General features: G+C 70.4%; 21 protein-coding genes and 2 tRNA genes. 9 read left to right on the forward strand and 14 right to left on the reverse strand.

The genetic code is table 11. From position 1 onward, the window contains the following. Positions 1-80 precede the first annotated feature (80 nt). Positions 81-151: transfer RNA gene (locus N5096_RS12240), tRNA-Gly, on the reverse strand. Positions 152-242: 91 nt separating this feature from the next. Between N5096_RS12240 and N5096_RS12245 the strand changes: the two genes are divergently transcribed. Continuing rightward, entirely contained in the window at positions 243-1,679 is a 1,437-nt protein-coding gene (locus N5096_RS12245) for a M28 family metallopeptidase (RefSeq protein ID WP_267665075.1), read from the forward strand. Between the two features lie 23 nt (positions 1,680-1,702). Here N5096_RS12245 and N5096_RS12250 read toward each other — a convergent pair whose 3' ends face one another. Continuing rightward, positions 1,703-2,671: an NAD+ synthase gene (locus tag N5096_RS12250; protein WP_267665077.1), complete on the reverse strand. Its 969-nt coding sequence runs from the start codon at positions 2,669-2,671 to the stop codon at positions 1,703-1,705. Between the two features lie 419 nt (positions 2,672-3,090). Between N5096_RS12250 and N5096_RS12255 the strand changes: the two genes are divergently transcribed. Continuing rightward, positions 3,091-3,648, forward strand: a complete 558-nt coding sequence (locus N5096_RS12255) for an Rrf2 family transcriptional regulator (RefSeq protein WP_267665079.1) — start codon at positions 3,091-3,093, stop codon at positions 3,646-3,648. Here N5096_RS12255 and truA read toward each other — a convergent pair. The 3 genes from truA to N5096_RS12270 form a co-directional block, all read right to left on the reverse strand. Continuing rightward, complete coding sequence (gene truA, locus N5096_RS12260) at positions 3,645-4,559, reverse strand: tRNA pseudouridine(38-40) synthase TruA (protein ID WP_267665081.1); 915 nt, start codon at positions 4,557-4,559, stop codon at positions 3,645-3,647. The two genes, N5096_RS12255 and truA, sit on opposite strands and share 4 nt — an antisense overlap. Then, positions 4,556-5,047 carry a universal stress protein gene (locus tag N5096_RS12265; protein ID WP_267665084.1) on the reverse strand — a complete coding sequence of 164 codons (492 nt, stop codon included), beginning with the start codon at positions 5,045-5,047 and terminating at the stop codon, positions 4,556-4,558. The genes truA and N5096_RS12265 overlap by 4 nt, the downstream gene beginning before the upstream one ends. A gap of 68 nt (positions 5,048-5,115) precedes the next feature. Further along, on the reverse strand, positions 5,116-5,316 hold the full coding sequence (locus N5096_RS12270; protein ID WP_267665086.1) for a XapX domain-containing protein: 201 nt from the start codon (positions 5,314-5,316) through the stop codon (positions 5,116-5,118). Between the two features lie 113 nt (positions 5,317-5,429). On the opposite strand from N5096_RS12270, the gene N5096_RS12275 reads away from it, so the two are divergent. Then, positions 5,430-5,996 carry a peptidylprolyl isomerase gene (locus N5096_RS12275; RefSeq protein ID WP_267665088.1) on the forward strand — a complete coding sequence of 189 codons (567 nt, stop codon included), beginning with the start codon at positions 5,430-5,432 and terminating at the stop codon, positions 5,994-5,996. Between the two features lie 575 nt (positions 5,997-6,571). Here N5096_RS12275 and N5096_RS12280 read toward each other — a convergent pair. The 3 genes from N5096_RS12280 to N5096_RS12290 form a co-directional block, all read right to left on the reverse strand. After that, positions 6,572-7,519, reverse strand: a complete 948-nt coding sequence (locus tag N5096_RS12280) for a D-2-hydroxyacid dehydrogenase (protein ID WP_267665090.1) — start codon at positions 7,517-7,519, stop codon at positions 6,572-6,574. Between the two features lie 112 nt (positions 7,520-7,631). Then, entirely contained in the window at positions 7,632-8,807 is a 1,176-nt protein-coding gene (locus N5096_RS12285) for a cystathionine gamma-synthase (protein ID WP_267665092.1), read from the reverse strand. A gap of 93 nt (positions 8,808-8,900) precedes the next feature. Beyond that, a tRNA-Glu gene (locus tag N5096_RS12290) sits at positions 8,901-9,011 on the reverse strand. A gap of 488 nt (positions 9,012-9,499) precedes the next feature. Here N5096_RS12290 and N5096_RS12295 point away from each other — a divergent pair. The 6 genes from N5096_RS12295 to N5096_RS12320 all read left to right on the forward strand — a co-directional run bounded on the left by N5096_RS12295 (position 9,500) and on the right by N5096_RS12320 (position 12,927). Beyond that, positions 9,500-10,498: a phosphate signaling complex PhoU family protein gene (locus N5096_RS12295; RefSeq protein WP_267665093.1), complete on the forward strand. Its 999-nt coding sequence runs from the start codon at positions 9,500-9,502 to the stop codon at positions 10,496-10,498. A gap of 125 nt (positions 10,499-10,623) precedes the next feature. Beyond that, positions 10,624-11,007, forward strand: a complete 384-nt coding sequence (locus tag N5096_RS12300; protein ID WP_267665095.1) for a DUF7971 family protein — start codon at positions 10,624-10,626, stop codon at positions 11,005-11,007. Between the two features lie 118 nt (positions 11,008-11,125). Continuing rightward, a complete protein-coding gene (locus N5096_RS12305) occupies positions 11,126-11,407 on the forward strand; it encodes a ubiquitin-like small modifier protein 1 (RefSeq protein ID WP_267665097.1) in 282 nt (93 codons plus the stop codon). Further along, complete coding sequence (locus tag N5096_RS12310) at positions 11,404-11,727, forward strand: MoaD-like domain-containing protein (protein WP_267665099.1); 324 nt, start codon at positions 11,404-11,406, stop codon at positions 11,725-11,727. Before N5096_RS12305 ends, N5096_RS12310 begins: the two co-directional genes overlap by 4 nt. Beyond that, complete coding sequence (locus tag N5096_RS12315; protein ID WP_267665100.1) at positions 11,727-12,152, forward strand: DUF8048 family protein; 426 nt, start codon at positions 11,727-11,729, stop codon at positions 12,150-12,152. The genes N5096_RS12310 and N5096_RS12315 overlap by 1 nt, the downstream gene beginning before the upstream one ends. A 55-nt stretch (positions 12,153-12,207) precedes the next feature. Next, on the forward strand, positions 12,208-12,927 hold the full coding sequence (locus N5096_RS12320) for a fumarylacetoacetate hydrolase family protein (protein ID WP_267665101.1): 720 nt from the start codon (positions 12,208-12,210) through the stop codon (positions 12,925-12,927). 443 nt (positions 12,928-13,370) lie between these two features. Here the strand turns inward: N5096_RS12320 and N5096_RS12325 are convergent, their stop codons facing one another. The 6 genes from N5096_RS12325 to N5096_RS12350 all read right to left on the reverse strand — a co-directional run bounded on the left by N5096_RS12325 (position 13,371) and on the right by N5096_RS12350 (position 20,916). Further along, the gene (locus N5096_RS12325) at positions 13,371-14,591 is read right to left on the reverse strand and encodes a DUF418 domain-containing protein (protein ID WP_267665103.1); all 1,221 of its coding nucleotides are present in this window, start codon (positions 14,589-14,591) and stop codon (positions 13,371-13,373) included. 57 nt (positions 14,592-14,648) lie between these two features. Next, on the reverse strand, positions 14,649-15,719 hold the full coding sequence (locus N5096_RS12330; protein ID WP_267665105.1) for a Gfo/Idh/MocA family protein: 1,071 nt from the start codon (positions 15,717-15,719) through the stop codon (positions 14,649-14,651). Between the two features lie 91 nt (positions 15,720-15,810). Continuing rightward, complete coding sequence (locus N5096_RS12335; RefSeq protein ID WP_267665106.1) at positions 15,811-16,236, reverse strand: hypothetical protein; 426 nt, start codon at positions 16,234-16,236, stop codon at positions 15,811-15,813. Positions 16,237-16,325: 89 nt separating this feature from the next. Beyond that, complete coding sequence (locus N5096_RS12340) at positions 16,326-18,089, reverse strand: thiamine pyrophosphate-binding protein (RefSeq protein WP_267665107.1); 1,764 nt, start codon at positions 18,087-18,089, stop codon at positions 16,326-16,328. A 75-nt stretch (positions 18,090-18,164) separates the two neighbouring features. Beyond that, complete coding sequence (locus N5096_RS12345) at positions 18,165-20,126, reverse strand: DEAD/DEAH box helicase family protein (RefSeq protein WP_267665109.1); 1,962 nt, start codon at positions 20,124-20,126, stop codon at positions 18,165-18,167. A gap of 85 nt (positions 20,127-20,211) precedes the next feature. Continuing rightward, positions 20,212-20,916, reverse strand: coding sequence for a hypothetical protein (locus N5096_RS12350; protein WP_267665110.1), 705 nt, complete (start codon positions 20,914-20,916; stop codon positions 20,212-20,214). Positions 20,917-21,034: the final 118 nt, after the last annotated feature.

Genomic DNA, 21,034 nt, shown 5'->3' on the forward strand with positions numbered 1-21,034 from the left:
CGCCGGCGCGCTCGCCGAGTGGTTCGAGTTCTCGATAGGGTTCAATCCCGTCGGTGATTTCTCTCACTTCGTTCGAGAAATGCACCGTCCGGGAATCGAACCCGGGCTATTAGCTTGGGAAGCTAATGTCCTACCACTGGACCAACGGTGCTCGGTCGAAGCTACCTGACGGCCACACTTTAACATAGCGTTTCCGGTGCCGAGAGCCACACGCTTAACAGGCTTCCGCGGCAGCCTGTGGTATGCACTTGCAGCCGTCCGGAACCGACGTGGCCGCCGATACAGAGGCCGTCGAGCGCGTCCGCGAGCGACGCGATGCGCTCGCCCCGGCGCTCGGTCGGGCGTGGGCAGACGACGAGCCGTGGCGCTTCCTCACCGACCTCACGGCCATCGGGAGTCGCATGGCCGGCAGCGACGGGGAGCGCCGGGCGGCGGGGATCGTCGCCGAGGCGTTCGAGCGCGCGGGGCTCGCCGACGTCGGCACCGATCCCTTCGAGCTGGACGCGTGGGAACGCGGGAGCGCGGGGCTGCGGGTCCGAGTCCCGGGACGGGGCGGCGACGGGACCGCTCGCGAGTTCGAGTCGATCGCGCTCCCGTACTCGCCCGCGGGCGCGGTCTCGGGCGCGCTCGTCGACGTCGGCTACGGCACCCCCGCCGAGATCGACGAGCGCGACGTCGAGGGGCGGATCGCCGTCGCCTCGACGACGACGCCGGGCGGGCGGTTCGTCCACCGGATGGAGAAGTTCGGCTACGCGATCGACGCCGGCGCGGTCGGCTTCGTCTTCGTCAACCACATCGACGGTCAGCTCCCGCCGACCGGCTCGCTGACCTTCGGCTCGGAGGCCGACGCGGTGGCCGTCGGGGTCTCGAAGGAGACCGGTGCGTGGCTCCGAGAGTACGCGGTCGGCGACGGCGACGCGAGTGACTCGAACGGAGGCCCCACCGCCGAGGCCGAGATCGCCGTCGAGGCGACGACCGCGCCCGGCGAAAGCCGGAACGTCGTCGGGCGCGTGGGACCGGACACCGACGAGCGCCTCCTGCTGCTCGCCCACTACGACGGCCACGACATCGCGGAGGCGGCGCTCGACAACGGCTGCGGGATCGCGACCGTCGCGACGGCGGCGAGGATCTTGTCGGCGGCCGACCTCCCGATCGGCGTCGACGTCGTCGCCGTGGGGGCCGAGGAGGTCGGGCTGCTCGGCGCGGAACACCTGGCCGAGACGGTCGATCTGGACCGGGTTCGCGGGGTGGTCAACGTCGACGGCGCTGGGCGCCACCGCGACCTCGTCGCGCTTGCGCACGCCTCCGACGCGGCGGCGTCGGTCGCGGAGTCGGTGTCGGCGGCGACCCGCCAGCCGATCGCGGTCGACGCGGAGCCGCACCCGTTCTCCGACCAGTGGCCGTTCGTCCGCCGCGGGGTGCCGGCGCTCCAGCTCCACAGCGACTCCGGCGACCGCGGTCGAGGGTGGGGGCATACACACGCCGACACGCGGGACAAAGTCGACGACCGGAACGTCCGGGAGCACGCGATGCTGACGGCGCTGCTCGTGTGCGAGTTCGCGGCGCCCGAGCGCGACGCCCCCCGGCTCGACCGCGACGACCTGATCGCCGAGTTCCGCGACGCCGACTTCGAGACGGGGATGCGCGCGGCCGGCCTCTGGCCCGACGACTGGGAGTAGGGCGACGGCCGGCGCGGAGCGGGTCACCGGCCGCGTTCGGTCGGCACGGTCGGCGTGGTTCGCTTGTGAGCCGTCGCGCGGTGTCGCGCGAGCAGATCGGCGACCGTCTCCTCGTCGACATCGACCTCAACCCCGCCGCTTTCCGACAACTGCTCCGCGACCGTCGCAGCGTCGAGCCCGCGGTCGACACCGAGCCGGAGCACGCGATCGATCACCTCGTACGGGGCGCCCAGGTCGTCGGCGTCGCGCTGCCCCGGGAGGAACCCCGCGGTCGGCGGCTTCTCGACGACGAACTCGGGGACGTCGAGCTCGGCGGCGAGCGCCCGGACCTCGGTCTTGTACAGGTGACCGATCGGGTGCATGTCCGCCCCGCCGTCCCCGTGTTTCGTGAAGTAGCCCAGCAGCAGCTCGCTCCGGTTGGCCGTGCCGCAGACGAGGCGGTCCGTCGCGTTGGCCGCGAGGTACGCGAGCGTCATGCGGAACCGCGCGACTGCGTTGCCGGACAGCACCGGCTCGTCGTGGAGGTCGAACCGGTCCGGCGCGACCGCCCCGAACTGCGCGAACAGCGAGTGGACGTGGACCGTGTCGTGATCGATCCCGAGCGCCTCCGCGAGCGCCTCGGCGTCGCGGGCGTGGTGCGCGCCGACCTTGTTACACGGGAGGACCAGGCCGTAGACGCGGTCGGCGCCGAGCGCCTCGACGGCGAGCGCCGCCGTCACGGTGGAGTCGAGCCCGCCGCTCATGTTGACCACGACCCCGTCCGCGTTGGCGGCCGCGACCGAGGACTCGACGAACGAGCGGACGCGCTCGCGCTCGGCGCCGGGGTCGCGCAAGTCGATGGCGACGTTTTCGGCCGACTCGTCGTGATCCGTCCCGTCCGCCGGCGCTTCGTCGGTCGTGGCCCTCTCCTCGCCGACGACCGATCGGACCGCGCCCGCGGTGCGCTCGTCCAGTGAGTTCCCCTCGAAGGCGGGGGATCCGCGCTCGCTCATCGGTCGGCCCTCCGGTCGCCCGGGCTCTCGCTTCGCTGTTCCGCTGGAGAACTGCGATCCGGTACCGTGATTCGGCGGCGTCGCGGTCGCGGCCGACCGCTGGTTCGACGATTCATGTTCACCCGCCGCTTCCGAACGGACGAATAAATACTCACGGTGCCAACTGTATAAGGTATTACGCGTATTTTACGACAGACCAGCGTATCTCACGTATTTCGCTGTCTATAATACATTTATATGGAACGAAAATAGACATACGTTTAATTATAACGCGAGTGAATATGACGTATTGAGTTTTGTGGCTACTTTCTCGGGTTATCTACCGCATTCGTTTAGTTATATAGCCCTAAACAATAATACCAAGAATATAAGGTGCGAGAAAGCGAACATTTATTCATATCAAAGCGATCCGTTTGCGTATGTCCACGATACAGCTCACGTCCAGTCAGGAACGCGTGCTCACCGCGCTCGTGAACCTCGCGGAGAACGCCGACAGACCGGTGTCGGGGAGAGAGATCGCGGAGGCGATCGACCGGAACCCCGGCACGGTTCGGAACCGGATGCAGAGCCTCCGGGACCTCCGGTTGGTCGAGGGGGTTCCGGGCCCGGGAGGCGGATACGTCCCCACCGACGGCGCCTACGAGACGCTCGGCGTCGAGCGGATGGACGACGCCGAGACCACGCCTGTCGCGGTCGACGGCGAGCGCGTGGAGGGGGTGAACGTCGAGGAGATCGACCTCTCGAGCGTCGCCAATCCCGAGCTCTGCCGCGCGGAGCTCGTGATCCGCGGTCCAGTCGGTCCCTTCGGGGTCGGCGACCACGTCACCGTGGGACCGACGCCGGCGGCCGGTCTCCGCCTCTCGGGGACCGTCGACGCCACGAGCGTCGACGGCAACACCCTCCTGTTGCGCGTCGACGGGATGGAGACGCCCCCCGCCGACGCGGGCGACGCGGCCGACGTGGGCGCGGCCGACTAAGCGTCGTCGGCGTCGTACCGCTTCCCCGGGTCCGCTTCGGTCCTCTCCGCGATTCGGTCGCGGATCGCCCCCGTCGCGGCGGCGACGTGGCGGGCCGTCCGGTAGCGCTCCCCGAAGGCGACGTGGGCGCTCTCGGCGGCCGCCGCGTCGACGTCGAAGGCGACTCCATCGTACGCGACGTCCCACAGCACCAGCGGCTCGGGCGGCGCAGGGCCGACGCCGATCTCGCCCGGCACCGACTCCGCGCCGAGCAGCCGGTCGATCCGCGACGGCTCGGTCTGTCCGCGGCCGACCGCCCGGACCGCGGCGACGAGTCGGCGAACGAGCGCCCGCGGGAACCCGTCCGCGGAGACGTCGAGCAGGAGGAGGTCGCCGTCTCGCGTCGCCGTCGCGGTCAGGTCCCGGACGGTCCCCGCGTCGTCGCTGGTCAGGTTGTGGAAGTCGTGGCGTCCGGAGAGGCGGTCGAGCGCGTCGCGGACGCGGTCGTCGTCCACGGCGCAGGCCGGGCCCGCCGAGGGGTCCGCCGCCGCCGGCGCGTAGAGGTGGTATCGGTACGTCCGTCGGACCGCGTCGTGAGTCGCGTGGAACCCGTCGCGGACGTCCGCGGCCGCCCAGACGCGCACCGAGCCGGGGAGGTGACCGTTGAACGCCCGCGGGGTCAGCCACTCCGGCGCCTCGAACGCGACCGTCTGGGCGACCGCGGAGACGCCGGCGTCGGTCCGGCCGGCCGCGGCGTAGCCAGGGGGCGTCGCGTGCGTCGGGCCGTCGCCGCGGTCGAGGATCCCGTGTTCGGCGAGCGCTCGGAGGAGGGTCCCCTCGACGGTCGTCGCGTGGGGCTGGCGCTGCAGGCCGGCATACTCCCGGCCGTCGTACGCGACCCGGAACGCGCGGATTCCCGAAGAGGCGCTCACGCCTCGCCGTCGGCCGACTCGTCGCGTTCGCCGGCTTCGTCGGTCGGTTCGCTCTCCTCCGGGTCGGCCATCGGCACGGTGACCACGGGGACGGCGGAGACGCGGACCACCTTCTCGGTCACGCTTCCGAGGAGGACCCGCCGGATGCCGCTACGGGTGTGACTCGGCATCACGACCATGTCGGCGCCGGTGTCGGCGATCGCGTTCTCGATGACGGTAACGGGCTGCCCCTGTCGGACGTCGCCGACGACGTCGACGCCGGCGGCCTCCAGCTCCGCGGACACCGTCTCGACGCGCTCTTGCGCCGCGGACTCGACGCGCTCGGCGAACGCACCGGCCTGCGGCCCGCGCAGGGTCCGCGCCAGCGTATCACTTGCGGAGACGACGTGGACGGTCGCGTCGTAGCGCTCGGCGAGGCTGGCCGCGTGCGGGACCGCGTCGTTCGCCTCGCTGCCCGGCGCGACGGGGAGGAGGATCTCGTCGTACATACGCGACACTGCTCGGGCCGAGTGGAAAACGATACCGACCGCTGGGGCGTGGGAGAGGGGGCGGACCGCTACAGCCCGAGCGCGTCGAGCAGGTCGAAGCCGACGCCGGCGTAGCCGACGAGTTTGAACCCGAGGTAGATCCCGACGATGGCCATGACGCCCGGCAGCTCCGGCGGCGCGGGAATCGGAACGCGGAGGAACGCGAACAGCGCGCCGACCGCCGCCCCGACGAGGAGCGCCGCGACGGTCAGGACGGCGGTCGAACTCATGTCGACGGGTCGGCGGCGTCCGTTGATAAGTGCGATGTTCGCGGCCGCCGGTCCCTCGGCCCGCGACGACGCGGATGGGTAGGGTTTTCCGACGCGCGTCCGTCCGTGAACATATGGCACGAGAGGTTTCCAACCCCGACAACCCGCAGGTAGCGCTCCGGACGAATCACGGCGACGTCGTCGTCGAGCTGTTCGCCGACCGCGCCCCGAAGACGGTCGAGAACTTCCTCGGCCTGGCCCGCCACGACCCCGCCGCGGACGCCGACCCCGCCCGCGACACCAACACCTGGGAGGACCCCGAGTCCGGCGAGGTCCGAGGCGACTCGCTGTACGAGGGGAACGTCTTCCACCGCGTCATCGAGGACTTCATGATCCAGGGCGGCGACCCGCAGCAGAGCGGTCGCGGCGGTCCCGGCTACCAGTTCGACGACGAGTTCCACGACGACCTCACCCACGACGGCCCGGGAATCCTCTCGATGGCGAACTCCGGCCCGGACACGAACGGCTCGCAGTTCTTCGTCACGCTGGACGCGACCCCGCACCTCGACGGCAAGCACGCCGTCTTCGGGCAGGTCATCGACGGGATGGACGTCGTCGAGGAGATCGGCTCCGTGCCGACCGACCGCCAGGACGAGCCCCGCGAGGCGGTGGAGATCGAAGGCGTCACCGTCGACGAGTAAGGCTCGCTCGCTCGGCACCATTTATAAGTAGCTTCCCCCAACCCGGTGGTCGACTCTTCGGAAGCTCCGACCGCTCGTTTTTGAATGGTCGACAGCGGATCGGTGGTGAGCGCTTGCAAAGACCCAGCCGCTCGCTTAGAAGTGTCAGACCGAAGATCGACGGAGAACACCGCCAAAGCCCTAGTCGCTAGGCCATACGCATCCGGTTACTCGACAGTGAACACCTCCAAAGCCCCAGTCGCGACGGCTCGCGTGACTCGCTGCGCTCCTCACTCGGTCGCTACCGCTCCCTCGTTGCGGTGCTTGCGTCGTCAAGCGCCGCCCTCGCGACTGCCCCTTTGAGTCCCGCCCCGCACTGCACAGCACCGCAGCCTCACGCCTCCCCAGCCTCGCGGTTCGCGCTCTCCGAGCGCTCACCGCGTCCAGCGAGGGACCTCCGGTCCCTCTGGCAGCCGGCGCTACGCGCCGGCGACCTCGCACGCGCACCTCGCGACCGCCGAGGGCGGTCGCTCGGAGGCGCGCGCCACCGCACCGGCGCGTTCATTTATAAATAGTCCGGTAGCACGGGCCGTCGCTCAGATCACCCGGTTCTCCAGTTCTTCAGCGCTGTCGAGACGGTCGAAGTTGCCGGCGAGGATATCGGCGACGCGGTCGTAGTAGTGCGGCGTGTGGCCGGCGTTGTGCGGGGTGATCGTGACGTTGCCGAGCCCCCACAGCGGGTGGTCCTCGGGGAGCGGCTCGGGGTCGGTCACGTCGAGCGCGGCCCCGCGGATCCGGCTGTTTCGGAGCGAGGAGACGAGCGCGTCGGTGTCAACGATCGGGCCGCGAGCGATGTTGACGAGGACGGCGTCGGCGCGCATCGTTTTGAGCGCGTCTGCGTCGACGAGCCCCCGAGTCGTCTCGGTCAGCGGGCACGCGAGCACCACATACTCCGCGTCGGCGACCGCCTCGTGGAACTCGTCAAAGCCGTACACCGCGTCGGCCGGCCCGCCCTTCTCTGGCGAGTACCTGACACCGACCGTGTCCACGTCGAACGGCTCCAACCGGTCGAGGATCGCCTGTCCGATGGCGCCGAGCCCGACGACGGCGACCGTCGACCCGTACACCTCGGTCGTCTCGTAGGTGCGCCACTCGCGATCCGCCTTCTGTCGGTGCGCGCGCGGCCACTGGCGAGCGTGGGTGATCATCGAGCCGAGGACGTGCTCGGCGATGTTCGGCCCGTGGACGCCCGAGGCGTTCGTCACGGCGACGCCGCGGTCCGCGAGGGCGTCACGCGGGAGGTGGCCGGTCCCGGCGAACACGCAGGCGAACAGCTCAAGCTCCTCCGCGGCGGCCAGCAGCTCCTCGTCGATCTCGAGCCCGACCGCGACCCGGGCGGTCTCGATTAGCTCGCGCTCCTCCGCTGGCGTCCGCGCCAGCGCGATCTCTCGGTCCGGGAGTCGCTCGCGGAGCGACGCGACGAGGTCCGACGCGTCCGAGCCGTGGATCGTCTGTCGCAACACGAGTACGTCTGGGTCGGCCATGGCGTCGCCACTCGGCGCGACCGATATAAATGGTGCCCGTGCGGCGAGGGGTGCCGGCTTCGGGGTGCCGCGCGCGGCGTCCGGCGCGGGACGCGGCCCAGACTCCCTCCCGCTAGTCCGAGGCGGCGTCGAACGCGGCCTGCAGGTCGGCCTTCATGTCGTCGACGTGTTCGAGGCCGACGGAGACCCGGATGAGCCCGTCGGTGAGCCCGGCGGCCAGCCGCTCCTCTCGCGGGATCGCGGCGTGCGTCATCGCGGCCGGCTGCTCGATGAGGCTCTCGACGCCCCCGAGCGACTCCGCGAGCGTGAACACCTCGGTCTCGCTCACGACGGCCGACGCCTGGTCGAGGCTCCCGTCGAACTCGAAGGAGAGCATCCCGCCGAACGCGTCCATCTGCTCGGCCGCGAGCTCGTGGTCGGGGTGGCTCTCTAACCCGGGGTAGTAGACGCGGCTCACGTCGTCGTGCGCTTCCAGCCACTCGGCGAGTTCCATCGCGTTCTCGCAGTGGCGGTCCATCCGCACCGGGAGCGTCTTGGTCCCGCGGAGCACGAGGAAGGCGTCGAACGGGCCGGGCGTCGCGCCGACCGAGTTCTGGTAGAAGCCGAGCCGCTCGTCGAGCTCGTCGTCGTCGACGATCAGCGCGCCGCCGATGGTGTCGGAGTGGCCCCCGAGGTACTTCGTCAGCGACTGCGAGACGATGTCGGCCCCGTGTTCGAGCGGGCGCTGGAGGTACGGCGTCGCGAACGTGTTGTCGACCGCGCAGAGCGCGTCGCTCTCGTGGGCGATGTCCGCGAGCGCGCCGATGTCGTTGACGTTCATCAGGGGGTTCGTCGGCGTCTCCACCCACACCAGCTCCGTCTCCTCGCGCAACGCCGCCCGGACCGCGTCGTGGTCGGTCGTGTCGACGAAGGAGGTGTCGACGTCGTACTCGTCGTACACCTGCGTGAGGATGCGGTGGGTCCCGCCGTACACGTCGTCGCCGGCGACGACGTGGTCGCCCGCCGACAGCAGGTTCAGGACGGTGTTGATCGCGCCCATCCCCGACGAGAAGCAGCGCGCGTGGCTCCCCGACTCCAGCGACGCGAGGTTCGCCTCCAGGTCGGTCCGCGTCGGGTTCCCGGTCCGGCTGTACTCGTAGCCGCGATGGTCGCCCGGCGCGTCCTGTTTATACGTGGAGTTCGCGTGGATCGGCGTCATCAGCGCGCCGGTCTCGGGGTCCGGGTCCTGTCCCGCGTGGATCGCGCGGGTCTCGAAGCGGGGGTCGTCGCCGTCGGACTGGTCGCTCATACCCGAGTGTCGTCGCCGAGCGTCGTGATTCTTCCCCTTCGGAAGGGAATCGGAGAGCGGGTGCCGCCGCTGGCGGCGCGGGTCCGTGAGAAGTGCTCGGTCAGGGATTTGAACCCTGGTCGTCGGCTGACTTCCGAACCGGCGCGCCGTCGCGCCGCGTCCGTCGAAAGGCCAACATGATTGGCCGGACTACACCAACCGAGCGCATTTGACGTTACTGCCGCATCCGATTTAACTCTTCTCAACTTCCACCACCGTGGGACGGCGGGGCAGGGCCCCGTCACCGCGCTCGCCGGCGTCGCCCCCGACACCGGGCCGGCCGCTCGGTCGGATCGCTCCGCGTGGTTGAAATGTTGACGGGCGGGTTGATGCGGCGCGGCGCCGTCCGTACTCGCATGCCCAGAGCGACACGCGACGGGGCCGGGATCGGCTACGCCGTCGACGGGACGAGCGAGGGCCCGACGGCCCCCCGCCGGAGAAGACGAGCAGCGTCGGCGTGCCCGCGCTCGCGGTCGACCGCAAAAATATATAGGCATATATAAATTCGGTAGAATGCACGGTATCTCTTTTCTGTGAGGGGGTCAAATTCCGCAATAGACGCGGAAGAGCGTCTCAGAACCGCATTTCTACCGCATAGCCGCGGAGTATATATTTTGGACAGATTTAAGAGACATTGTGTGTGAACGTAGTGCATGGAAACGAGGAAGGTGCAGGTCACCGGCGGTTCGACGTACACGGTCTCGATCCCGAAGACGTGGGCGACGGACAACGACGTGGAGGCCGGCACCGAGATCGAGTTCTTCCCGGACGGGGACTCGCTGTTCCTCACGCCCCGGTCGGAGAAGGAGCGCACCCGCGGGACCCTGGACGTGACCGACCTCACCGGACGGGCGCTCACCCGCGCGGTGACGACGATGTACGTCAGCGGGTTCGACGTCATCGAGCTGGAGGGGGCCGACATCACCACGGAGCAGCGCTCCATGGTCCGTGAGGCGGTCCAGAGCCTCGTGGGGCTGGAGGTGTTAGAGGAGACGCGCGACCGGGTCGTCGTCCAGGACCTGCTCGACTCCTCGGAGCTGTCGATCCACAACGCCGTCACCCGGATGCGGCTCATCTCGCTGTCGATGCTGGAGGACGCGATCACGGCGCTCTCCGAGCTCGACCATGACCTCGCCCGCGACGTGATCGGTCGCGACGACGACCTCGACCGGCTGTGGCTCGTCGTCTCCCGGATCTTCCGGGCGACGCTCCGCACGCCGAAGGCGGCCGAGGAGCTCGGGCTCCCGCGCGAGGAGTGCTTCGACTACCACTCCAGCGCCCGGCAGTTAGAACGGATCGGCGACCACGCGACCAAGATCGGCCACCTCACGCTCAACATCGACGAGCCGATGCCCGACGAGGTCGTCGAGGCCGTCAACGACCTGCACGCCGACGCGGTCGAGGTGATCGACACCGCGATGGACGCGCTGTTCGCCGACGACAGCGACGAGGCGACGCGGCTGGCGAACGAGGCCCGAACCGGCGTCAGGGCGATCGACGAGCGGGTCCGCGCGATCGACGAGCTCCTCCGCGACCTGGACCCGGCCCGCGCGCAGCTGCTCGGGCTCGTCGTCGACTCAGTGCTGCGGTCGGCCGACTACGGCGGCAACATCGCCGAGACGGCCCTCCAGAAGGCCGCGCCGGCGCCGTGATCGCCGGGGCAGAGACGGCGGCCGGACCGCTGGGCCCGAGACGACGGCCGGACCGCTGGGCCCGAGACGACGGCCGGACCGCCGGGTGAACGGGTTTTTTGAGCGTCGCCGTCCGAGTTTCAGACATGCCTGAGATAGAACTCGGCGTGCCGCGAGGCGTGGTCGAGTCGCTGCCGGAGGAGGGCGAGACCGCCGAGCAGGACATGCGGCGCGCCATCACCGGTATCCAGTCGCGGATCAACGAGGAGATCGAGGGGGCCGAGCCCGCCGAGGCGGCCGAGGTCGTCGCGGACGCGGTCGAGCGCATGGAGGCGCAGGCGAGCACCTACCACGAGTTCGTCCCCGAGCTGCGCGCGTGGGGCCAGTCGCCGATCTACGCGATCGCGTGGCGGAACCTCTACGTCGAGCTGATCGGGCAGCTGTACGAGCACGAGTGGCTCGGCGACGATCTCGACCGAGAGCGGAACTTCCGCCTCGTCGAGGACGGGATCCGCCTCTCGGACCTGTAGGCGGCTTTCGGCTCTCGGCTCGCCGTTCGCACTGTTCGGTGTGGCCGACCCGTGGTCCCGACTCGCAGGGATCCCCGCGGCCGCCCGTTTTTAAGCCACAGGAGCCCGATGGACGCGTATGGAACTGGAACTGCGGTTCTTCGCGACGTTTCGCGAGGCCGCCGGCGGGAAGGTCGTCGACGCGGAGTTCGCCGACGGCTCGAGCGTCGGCGACGTGTTGCGGGAGCTACAAGCGGAGTACGAGGAGATGGACGGTCGCCTGATCGTCGACGGCGGGCTCGCCCCCCAGATCAACGTGCTGAAGAACGGCCGCGAGGTGCTCCACCTCGACGGACTGGAGACGGCGCTGGAGAACGGCGACCGCCTCTCGGTGTTCCCGCCGGTCGCGGGCGGCGCATGACCGCCGATGCCGACTCCGAGGCCCTCCCCCCGACCGAGGAGGGCTGGGAGCGCGAGACGGTCGCGTACCGCGGGATCTCGCGGCGGCTCGCGGCCCACTACCTCGTCAACCTCGGCGGAGAGCTGGTCGGGACCGACGACCCGGCGGAGGCGACCCGTGTGGACGGCGACGGGTGGCGCGTCGCTCTCAGCGCCGAGACGGTGACGGCCGCGGCCGCGATCACGCTCACCGAGGTGACCGCGGCGTTCGCGGGCGACCCCGAGGCGCTCGCGGAGCTCCTCCCGAAGTACCGGCAGAAGGCCATGCGCGCGGGCGGCTGATGGGCGGTGACGAGGAGTCGCCGGGGGCGGACGAGACCTCGTCGACCGGCGGCTACCCCATCGACGGGACCGCGCTGGTGAAGACGGCGGCGCTCGCGTCCGTCCCCGCCGAGCGGCTCCCCGCCCTCCTCGCCCGGGTGCAGGCGGATCTCGGTCCGCGGGTCGACGACTACCGGCGGCGGTACGAGCGCATCGCGACCGAGCCGGACCGCGAGACGTTCCTCGTCGAGCCCGACCACTGGGAGGGGGTCGGGGATCGGCTGGGGCTCTCGGACCGGGAGCGCGCCGCCGTCGCCCGCGCCCACGAGACCGCTGTCGAGCGCTCGGGGTCGGGCCAGACGTCGCGCGAGGAGTTCGAGACCGCGCTGGAGATCCGGTCGGGGGTCGTGATCGGGACCGATGGCGGTGAGCGCGACGGGAAGTGAGCCCGCACCACCCGCGACCGACGCCTTTTCTACGCCCCCGCGTGGACGTGCGGCCATGCGACTCGCACGCCTGCTCACGCCGGACGGACCGGTCTCCGGACGCTACGAGGACGGGACTGTCGTCGCCGCCGACGGCCGCTACGAGGTCGGCCGCGACGGGCGGCTCCTCCCCCCCTGCGATCCGAGCGCGCTCTACTGCGTCGGGCGGAACTACGCTGAGACGCTCCACCAGATGGAGTACGAGCGCCCCGAGGAGCCCGATTTCTTCATCAAGCCGCCGGCGAGCCTGCTCGCGCACGGCGAGCCCATCGCGTACCCCGACTGGACCGACGAGCTGACGTACGCCGGCGAGCTGGTCGCCGTCATCGACGAGCGCTGTCCGGACATCGACCCCGCGGACGTGCCCGACGTGGTCCGCGGCTACACGATCCTGAACGACGTCGACGCGCTCGACCAGCAGGGCCGGACCGCGCGGAAGGCGTTCGACGGCTCCGCGCCGCTCGGCCCGTGGATCGAGACCGACGTCGACCCGACGAATCTCGACATCTCGACGACCGTGGGGGGCGAGGAGCGCCAGGACGCCAACACCGAACTGATGCTGTTCGGGCCCCGCGAGATCGTCTCGTACCTCTCGGAGCGGTTCACGTTCGAGCCCGGCGACTGCATCGCGTTCGGCAGCCCGGCGAACCCGGGACTCGTCGAGCCGGGTGAAGAGGTCGAGATCACCTACGAGGGCGTCGGGACGCTCTCGAATCAGGTGGTCGACGAGACGTAACTGACGGCATATTTTAAATAATCGTGCGGTGGCGCGTGCCTGCGAGGCCGCTTCGCGGCCGAGCAGCACGCGCGAGGGAGTCGCTGGCTCCCGAAGCGAAGCGGAGGGTGCCAGCGACGAGGCTGGGGAGGTGTGAGGTGCGGTTGCGGTGCGGTAGGGGCGGGACTCAAAGGGGCAGTCGCGAGGGCGGCGCAGGCGATGTAAGCACCGCAGGGAGCGAACGAAGTGAGCGACCGAGGAGCGCAGCGAGCGTGCGCCGCCCTCGCGGCTGGGGCTTTGGAGGTGGTTTCCGAGGATCCGCAGTCAACTACTTATAAGCGAGCGGCTGGGGCTTTGGAGGTGGTTTCCGAGGATCCGCAGTCAACTACTTATAAGCGAGCGGCTGGGGCTTTGGAGATGTTCGCCATCGATCCGCAGTCAACCATTTATAACCTGTATCTCGATTAGTCCGGATTCCGTAGCGGCTGTCGCTCGCCGTACGTCAGCGTCCGCCAGAGCCACTCGACGGGGCCGAACCGGTAGTACTCGAGCCAGAGCACGGACAGCGCCACCTGCACGACCCAGATCGCGAGGACGATCCCGTACTGTTCGACGCGGGTCACGGAGCCGAACAGACCGAGCCCGTGGCCGTAGAAGATCGAGGTCGCGAGGACGGTCTGCAGCAGGTAGTTCGTGAAAGCGGTCCGGCCGACCGCGGCGAAGGTCCTCGTCATCGGGCCGTCCGGGCGCCGCTTCGCGTACAGCGTCACGGCCCCGAGGTAGCCGCCGGCGACGAGGAGGCTCCCCACGTAGTTGAACTGTCGCCAGTACAGCGCCGCGCCCGCGCTCCAGTCGTTGGCCTCGATGTAGACCACGCCCGCGACGACGATCGCGACGCCGACGACCCCACCGGCGACGAGCCGCTTATAAAGACGCGCCGAGCGCTCGCCGGTCAACACCCCCCAGCGGTACAACGCCATTCCGAGCAGCATCACGCCGCCGATCCGCCAGAAGCTGAAGCCGATGAAGCCGCTCGTCTGCCGCTGGAACGAGGCGGAGACGCGGTGGTCCATCTGCTCGAGCCAGCCGCTCCGGTAGGTCGCCACCTCCTGGCGCAGGGCGGCCTCGCTCGGCGCCCACTGCGCCGCGATGGCGTCGCCGCCGATGCTGACCGCGGCGAACAGCTCCGACGCGGGGACGAACAGCAGGAAGAGCCCGGCGAGCGCCGCGAGCTGTTTCGCCTCGAGGTCGCGGAGCGTGATCAGGAACAGCGCCGTGACCCCGTAGGCGACGAGGATGTCGCCGTACCACAGGAGGTACGCGTGGAGCAGGCCGATCGCGATGAGGACCGCGGTGCGCCGGTAGTGGAGCCGGACCGCGTTCTGGCCCTTCTCCGCTTTGCTCTCGACGAACAGCAGGATCCCGGCGCCGAACAGCGCCGAGAACAGCGTGATGAGCTTCGACTGCGCGAACACGTGGCCGGCGAACCAGGTCCAGTAGTTCGCGCCGGTGAACTCGCCGTAGGCGACGCCGTCGGCGTAGACGGTGGGGTTCAACAGCGCGTCCTCTGGCATCGCGAACACCCAGACGTTGATGAGCAGGATTCCGAGGAGGGCGAACCCTCTGAGCGCGTCGAGGCTGACGATGCGTTCGGAGGGGGGCGTCGGGCCGGAATCGCGTGTCACGGGTTGGCTCCGACGAGGGACCGGAGGACCGAATAGGTTCTGATGAGTTCGCGCGCGTCAGTCCAGCCGAACCGCCTCGCCCCGCTCCGAGGACCGGTAGATCGCGTCGATGACGCGCTGGACGGAGAGCCCCTCCTCGATCGTGTTGATCGCGGGCGCTTCGCCCGCCGCGACCGCGTCGAGAAACGTCGCCTGCTCCGCGGCGTGGCTGTCGCCCTCACGGGTCTCGACCTCGGCGTCGGAGAAGTGGTGCCGCCCGCCGTCGAGCGCGCTCGCCTCGTGGATCGCGAGCTCGTCGCTGCCGCGGTCGAACGTCGCCCCCGCCTCGGTCCCCCAGATGACGAACTCGTCGTTCGTCGGGCGGTTCGTCGCCCACGCGACCTCCAGCGAGACCGTGTTGCCGTCGGCGTCGCGGATGAACGCGGACGCGGAGTCCTCGACGTCGAACCCGTCGGGCCCGTCGTCGTCGCCCCACATGTGGAGGTACGCGTAGTCGTCTCGCCCCCCGAACTCGGAGCGCGTCTCCCCCGACACTTCGATGACCTCCGGGTGGTCGAGGAAGTACAGCGCCAGGTCGACGGCGTGGACGCCGATGTCGATGAGCGCGCCGCCGCCGGCGACGTCGCCCGACGTGAACCACGAGCCGCGGCCGGGGACGCCCCGGCGTCGGACGTAGTTCGCCTCGACGTGGGTGGTCTCGCCGAACCGACCCTCCTCCTGGTAGCCCTTGATCACCTGCACCGGCTCCGCGAACCGGTTGTTGAACCCGACCATGCAGAACCCCTCGGCGTCGCGGGCGGCCGCCGCGATGCGCTCCGCGCTCCCGAGGGTGTGGGCGAGCGGCTTCTCCAGGAGGACGCCGAGGCCGGCCTCCAGCGCCGAGACCGCGTACTCCTCGTGGAACCGGTTCGGGGTCGTGACGAGGACGGCGTCGCACTCCTCGTAGAGCTCCGTCTCGTCCTCGTAGGCGCGGACGCCGAACTCTTCGTGGAATCGACGGCGGACGTCGGCGTCGATGTCCATACCGCCGACGAGGTTGGCGCCGCGCTCGGTCAGCTTCGTCGCGTGGTGGTTCCCGATCCCACCGAGCCCGACGATGCCGACGGCGACGTCATTCGCGCGAGTCATGCCCGCAACTTACAACGACCGCTGTTAAGGCTCACGCTCCGCTTTCGGGGCCGAGTCGATCCCGCAGAGTCGGACGCCGAACGCCGGGCGCTCAGAGGAGCGCGAGGAGCGTATCGAGCAGTTCCACGAGCCAGTCGAGCGACTCCGCGCCCGGGCCGAGTCCGTCGCCCGACGCGAGTCGCTCGATCCGCTCGGCCTCGCGGCTCCAGACGAACCGCCCGAGCAGCCACCCGCTGCCGAGGAACGCGACCGCCGCGAGCAGCCGCGAGATCGCGAGCAGCCGCAGGATGAGCGGGAGCAGGAGCACCAGCGCGGCCCCGGCGACGACGTACGTGACAGCGGACCCCAGCGATCCCCCGAGCGCCGGATCGACCGCTCCGGTCCCGATGAGCAGCGCGGTTCCCCCGACTCCGAGCAGCAGCGTTCCCCAGACGATCGCTCCCAGGATCCGGACCTTTCCGCCGTACCCGGAATCGGCCCCGGGCGGTACGTCGTCGTGAACCCACGGATTGCGCATGCGAATCGTCGTCTCTCGGACGGCATATAACTCGCTTCAGAAACCCGAAACGCGAGGGACGAAACGCCCCTCATCCCGCGGGAGCGGGGCTACCGCTCCCCCTCGGCGCGGCGGGCTCGCGTCATCCACTCGCTCGCCTGCGGCTCCGCCGCGTCCGTGGCGACCTCGACGAGCGCGGGCCCGTCGCGGCGCCGGGCAGCGTCCACCGCGTCCGCGACCGCGCCGATCTCAGTCACGCGCTCCGCGGGGACGCCCATCCCGGACGCGACAGCGACGAGGTCGAGCCCCGCGTCTGCCCAGCCGTAGGCGCCTTCTGCGAAGCCGTACGAGCGCGACGCCTCCTCGCTGATGATCGCGTAGTCGTCGTTGTTCAGCGCGACCACGGTGACGTCGATCCCCTCCGCGGCGAGCGTGTGCAGCTCGTGCACGCACATCATGAGCCCGCCGTCGCCGGTGAGCGCGACCACGTCGCGCTCGGGGTTCGCGAGCTTCGCGCCGACCGCCGACGGGAGGCCGGTGCCCATCGTCGCCCACGAGCCGGGGTTGACGTACGAGCGCGGCCCCGCCGCCGGGAACGAGACGAGCGTCCAGAGCCGGAAGCCGCCGGCGTCAGCCGTCACGACGGTCTCCACGGGGAGCGCCTCGCGGACCTCGCGGAGCGCCTCGACCGACGAGAGGGGCTCTTCGGGGTCGCGGTCGTCCGCGAGCGCCGCGAACCGGTCCTGGTCGGCCGACCTGACCGCCTCGGCGCGGGCGGCGCCGGCTGGCCCGCTCGCGGTTCGCCCGCCCTCGTCGAGTTCCTCCCCGAGCGCTCGCAGGAACCGGTCCGCGTCGCCGACGACGCCGAGTTCCGTCTCGTAGCCGAACCCGACGTCGTCGCCCCCGAGGGTGACGTGAACGAGCCGATCGGGCATTTCGACCGACCACGAGGCGGTCGCGACCGCGTCGAGGTCGGAGCCGACGACGAGCCCGACGTCGGCCGAGCCGAGCAGCTCCCGGAGCCCCGCGCTCGACCCCCCGCAGAGGACGCCGGCCGAGAGCGGGTGCGTCTCCGGCAGCACCCCTTTTCCTTTATAAGTGGTCGCCACGGGAGCGTCGAGCGCCTCCGCTGTCGACCGGAGCGCGTCGCTCGCGGCCGCGCGTCGCACACCGCCGCCTGCGAGGATCACGGGCGAGTCCGCCTCCGTGAGCAGTTCCGCGGCGCGGTCGACGGCCGCGGCCGGCGGAGCCGGCGGCGCGCTCGGTTCCCGCTCTCCGACCGCGGCCTGGGGCGTCCGGCTCGCGAGGACGTCCTTCGGGATCCCCACGCGAACGGGCCCCTGCGGGTGTTCGCGGGCGACGCGGATCGCGTCGGCGACGGCGGGGACCGCGCCCGCGGGGGAGTCGACGAGGGCGTTCTCCTTGACGACCGTGTCGTACGTCTCGGGCGGCGTCTCGTGGATCCCGTCGCCCCCGCGGACCTCGCGCTCGGTCTCGACGGCCAGGTGGAGGAGGGGGACGCAGTCGTTCAGGGCGTTCTTCAGCCCGTTCATCGCGTTCATGTCGCCCGGGCCGGGGACAACGACCGACGCCGCCATCGCCCCCGGCTCGCTCGTCTCGGCGTACCCCCACGCCTGGTGGGTGACGGCCGTCTCGTGGCGCGCCACGACGAACCGCGCGTCGCGGTCGGCGAGCGCTCTGTTGAGCGGGAGGGTCTGCTTTCCGGGGATCCCGAAGGCGACGTCGACCCCGCGGTCGAGCATGTGGTCGACGACCGCCTCGGCGACGGTCGGCGTCGCGGGACCGTCGTCGCTTCCCGCTCCGCGCCGCGACGCGTCGGCGTCCGAGCCGCTCGGAGACTCGTCGGTGTCCATATCGCGCAGTCGACGGAGCGGGTGTTGAAAGCTTCGGCGTCGGAGCCGCGGGGTTCGCGGTGTCAACCGGGAGCGCTACTCCGCGACGTTCGTCTCGCGGACCCGCACGCCCTTGCGCGCGAGGTGTCGCATCTGGCGCTGCGCGAACTCCTCCTCGCCGGAGCCCCGCGTCGCGAGTACGTAGACGAGCGCGGAGCCCGCGGGTCGCATCGTCCGGCCCGCGCGCTGGGAGCCCTGTCGACGTGAGCCGCCGAGGCCGCTGGCGACGATCGCGACCTCGGCGTTCGGGAGGTCGATCCCCTCGTCGCCGACGCGGGAGACGACGAGGGTGTCGAGGTCGTCGCTGTCGCGGACCGCTGGCGACCCGTCTCCCTCAGCCTTCCCGACTCCCTCTTCGCGGAACCGGCGGAACAGCTCGGCGCGATCGCGGTGCGGCGTCTCGCCGCTTATAAACGGAACGTCGAGGGCGTCGGCGATGGCCTCGCCCTGGTCGAGGAACTCGATGAAGACGAGGGCCTTCTTGTCGCGGTGGGCCGCGAGGAGATATCGGATCTCTTCGATCTTTGCGGGGTTCTCGGCAGCGAGCCGGCGCCGCTCACGGCCGTCGGCGCTGGCGTACTCGTTCTGCGCCAGTTCGTCGCGCCACGGGACGTAGCGGATCTCGACTTCGGGCTCTTGGACGAAGCCGGCCTCGAAGAGGGCGTCCCAGTCGGCGCCGATCGGCTGGCCGATCAGGGTGTAGATCTCCTCCTCGCTGCCGGTCTCGCGGACCGGGGTGGCCGAGAGCCCGAGGCGGTGTTTGCTCTGAAGTTCCGCCGTACGGCGATAGACCGGGGCACTGACGTGGTGGGCCTCGTCGAAGCAGATCAGCCCCCATTTCCGCGAGTCGAACAGGGAGCGGTGGCGGTCCATCCCGGCGATCTGGTAGGTCGCGATCGTGACGGGGCGGATCTCTTTTTGGCCGCCGTGGTACAGGCCGATGTCGGCCGGATCGACCGTAGAGTGGTCGAGGAGCTCCTCGCGCCACTGGCCGGCGAGCTCGCGGGAGGGGACGAGGATGAGCGTCTCGCCGCCCACGGCCGCGATGGTCGCGATGGCGGCGACGGTCTTCCCGGAGCCCGGGGGACCGACGTACACCCCGGAGCGGCGTTCGAGGAACGTCTCGACCCACGTCTCTTGGTAGGCGCGGAGGTCGGTCGTCAGGTCGATATCCACCGGGTCGCCAGTTTCGAGGTCGCGGTCGTCCTCGACCGGGTAGCCCGCGTCGTAGAGGGCGCGCTTGACCTCGGCGACGGCCTCCTCGTTCACCCACGCCTCCGTCTCGGAGATGGGTGCCCGGAGGTGGTCGTCGTCGAGGTGCTGGTCGGCGACGTTGCCCATCAGGCTCTCGGAGGCGGCCTGCAGGACGACATAGTCGTCCTCGTGGGTGTACAGGCGGAAGCGGTGCGCCCGGCGCCACTGGTCGCGGATCCAGTCCTCGAGGTGCTCGTAGCGGCGCGGGAGCACCGACCGGAGACTCGCGATCAGGGCGTCGGCGTCGTCGAACGGCGCCGCCCACACGTCCTCCTGCCGGATCCGGTAGAGGTACCCGCGGGTGCCGGGCTCGGTGCCGGTGGTGTCGACGAGGTAGGCGAACTGCGAGAGGCGCGCCCGGGTGTACTGTGTCGGCCGGTCGACGACGATCTCGCGGCGGTTCGGAAACGCGACGACGCGCTCGCGGGTCGCCAGTCGGCCCCAGTCGGTCGGGTAGAAGACGACCGGGTCGCTCTCGACGTCGAGCCGGTCCACCTCCCCGCGGTCGACGAGGGCGGCCAGCGCGTCGCGGGCGGCGGACTGCGTCGTCCCGAGTCGGCGGGCGACCTCGCTGGCGGTCGCGATCGGGCGCTCTTCGCCCTCAAGCGCCTCGTGGAAGCGGTCCAGCGAGAGGTCGGCGTCGGCGTCGTTCTCCCCGGTGTCGCCGGTGTCGACGTCGTTCTCCCCGGTGTCGCCGGTGTCGGCGTCGGGGCCGGCAGTGGGGCCGTCCGCGTCGTCAGTCATTGCCCCCGGTTCGGCCGCGATGCTGAAAGGGGTAGCGTCCGCGGCCGGGAGGGGAGAGAGCGATCAGGGACGCCCGGACGCGGCTTCACCGACCCGAGCGCCCGTGACAGCCGCGGGAGGTGATCGCGTCCTTCGAGCGGAACCGGCAGCCGCAGTCGGCGCACCGAACGAACGGGTCGCCCGGCTCGGTTTTTAAGCGATGATCGCCGACGACGAACGGCCGGGTCACGGTTCGGGGACGGATCCGGTCCGGAATCGGCGTCGACGACGACTCGCTGAGCGCCGCTCGCACGGCGATGGTGTCGACGTCGACGGGGTCCCACCGGCGGGCGTCGAGCGCCGCCTCGCGGTCAGCCACCTCGGTCCACCCGGTGACGACGACGGGAGAGTTGGTCTCCGTGTCGCCGACGACGACGACGAACCGGATCCCGCCCTCGACGAGGGCGAACCGCCAGCCGTCGGTCCGGTTCCACCGGAGCTGGCCCCGGCGGATCGCGTCGCTCACGGTGCGGGTCGACACGTAGCGACCGGGCTGTTCCAGCCGGTCGCGGAAGTGATCGGTGAGGGCGTAGAGCCCGGGGTCTCGGATCGGCGGGTCCTCCGCGGTCCGCGAGACCGAGTGCCGCCGATCCGCGGACGAGCTCCGGCGACGGGAGTCTCCCGTTTTGGGGTCGAAGGGGAGGTCCGACCGGCGAGAGCCCGCCGGCGCGGTCGTGGAGGCGGTCCGACGCTCCGTCGATCCGGGACGGGATGACTCCGCGTCTCCCGGCCCGCCCTGTCGGGAAGCCACTGTGTGTGGGTACAGAGCGTGTTCTTAAGTGTGTTACGGCGCCACAGGGGGCGGTGTTCAGATAAGGATTGAAAGGTGAGGCGGTGCGTTTTCAAAGTGTCTATGCCCGAAAACGACC

It is taken from the genome of Halorubrum yunnanense, assembly GCF_026586675.1.
GTDB lineage: Archaea > Halobacteriota > Halobacteria > Halobacteriales > Haloferacaceae > Halorubrum > Halorubrum yunnanense.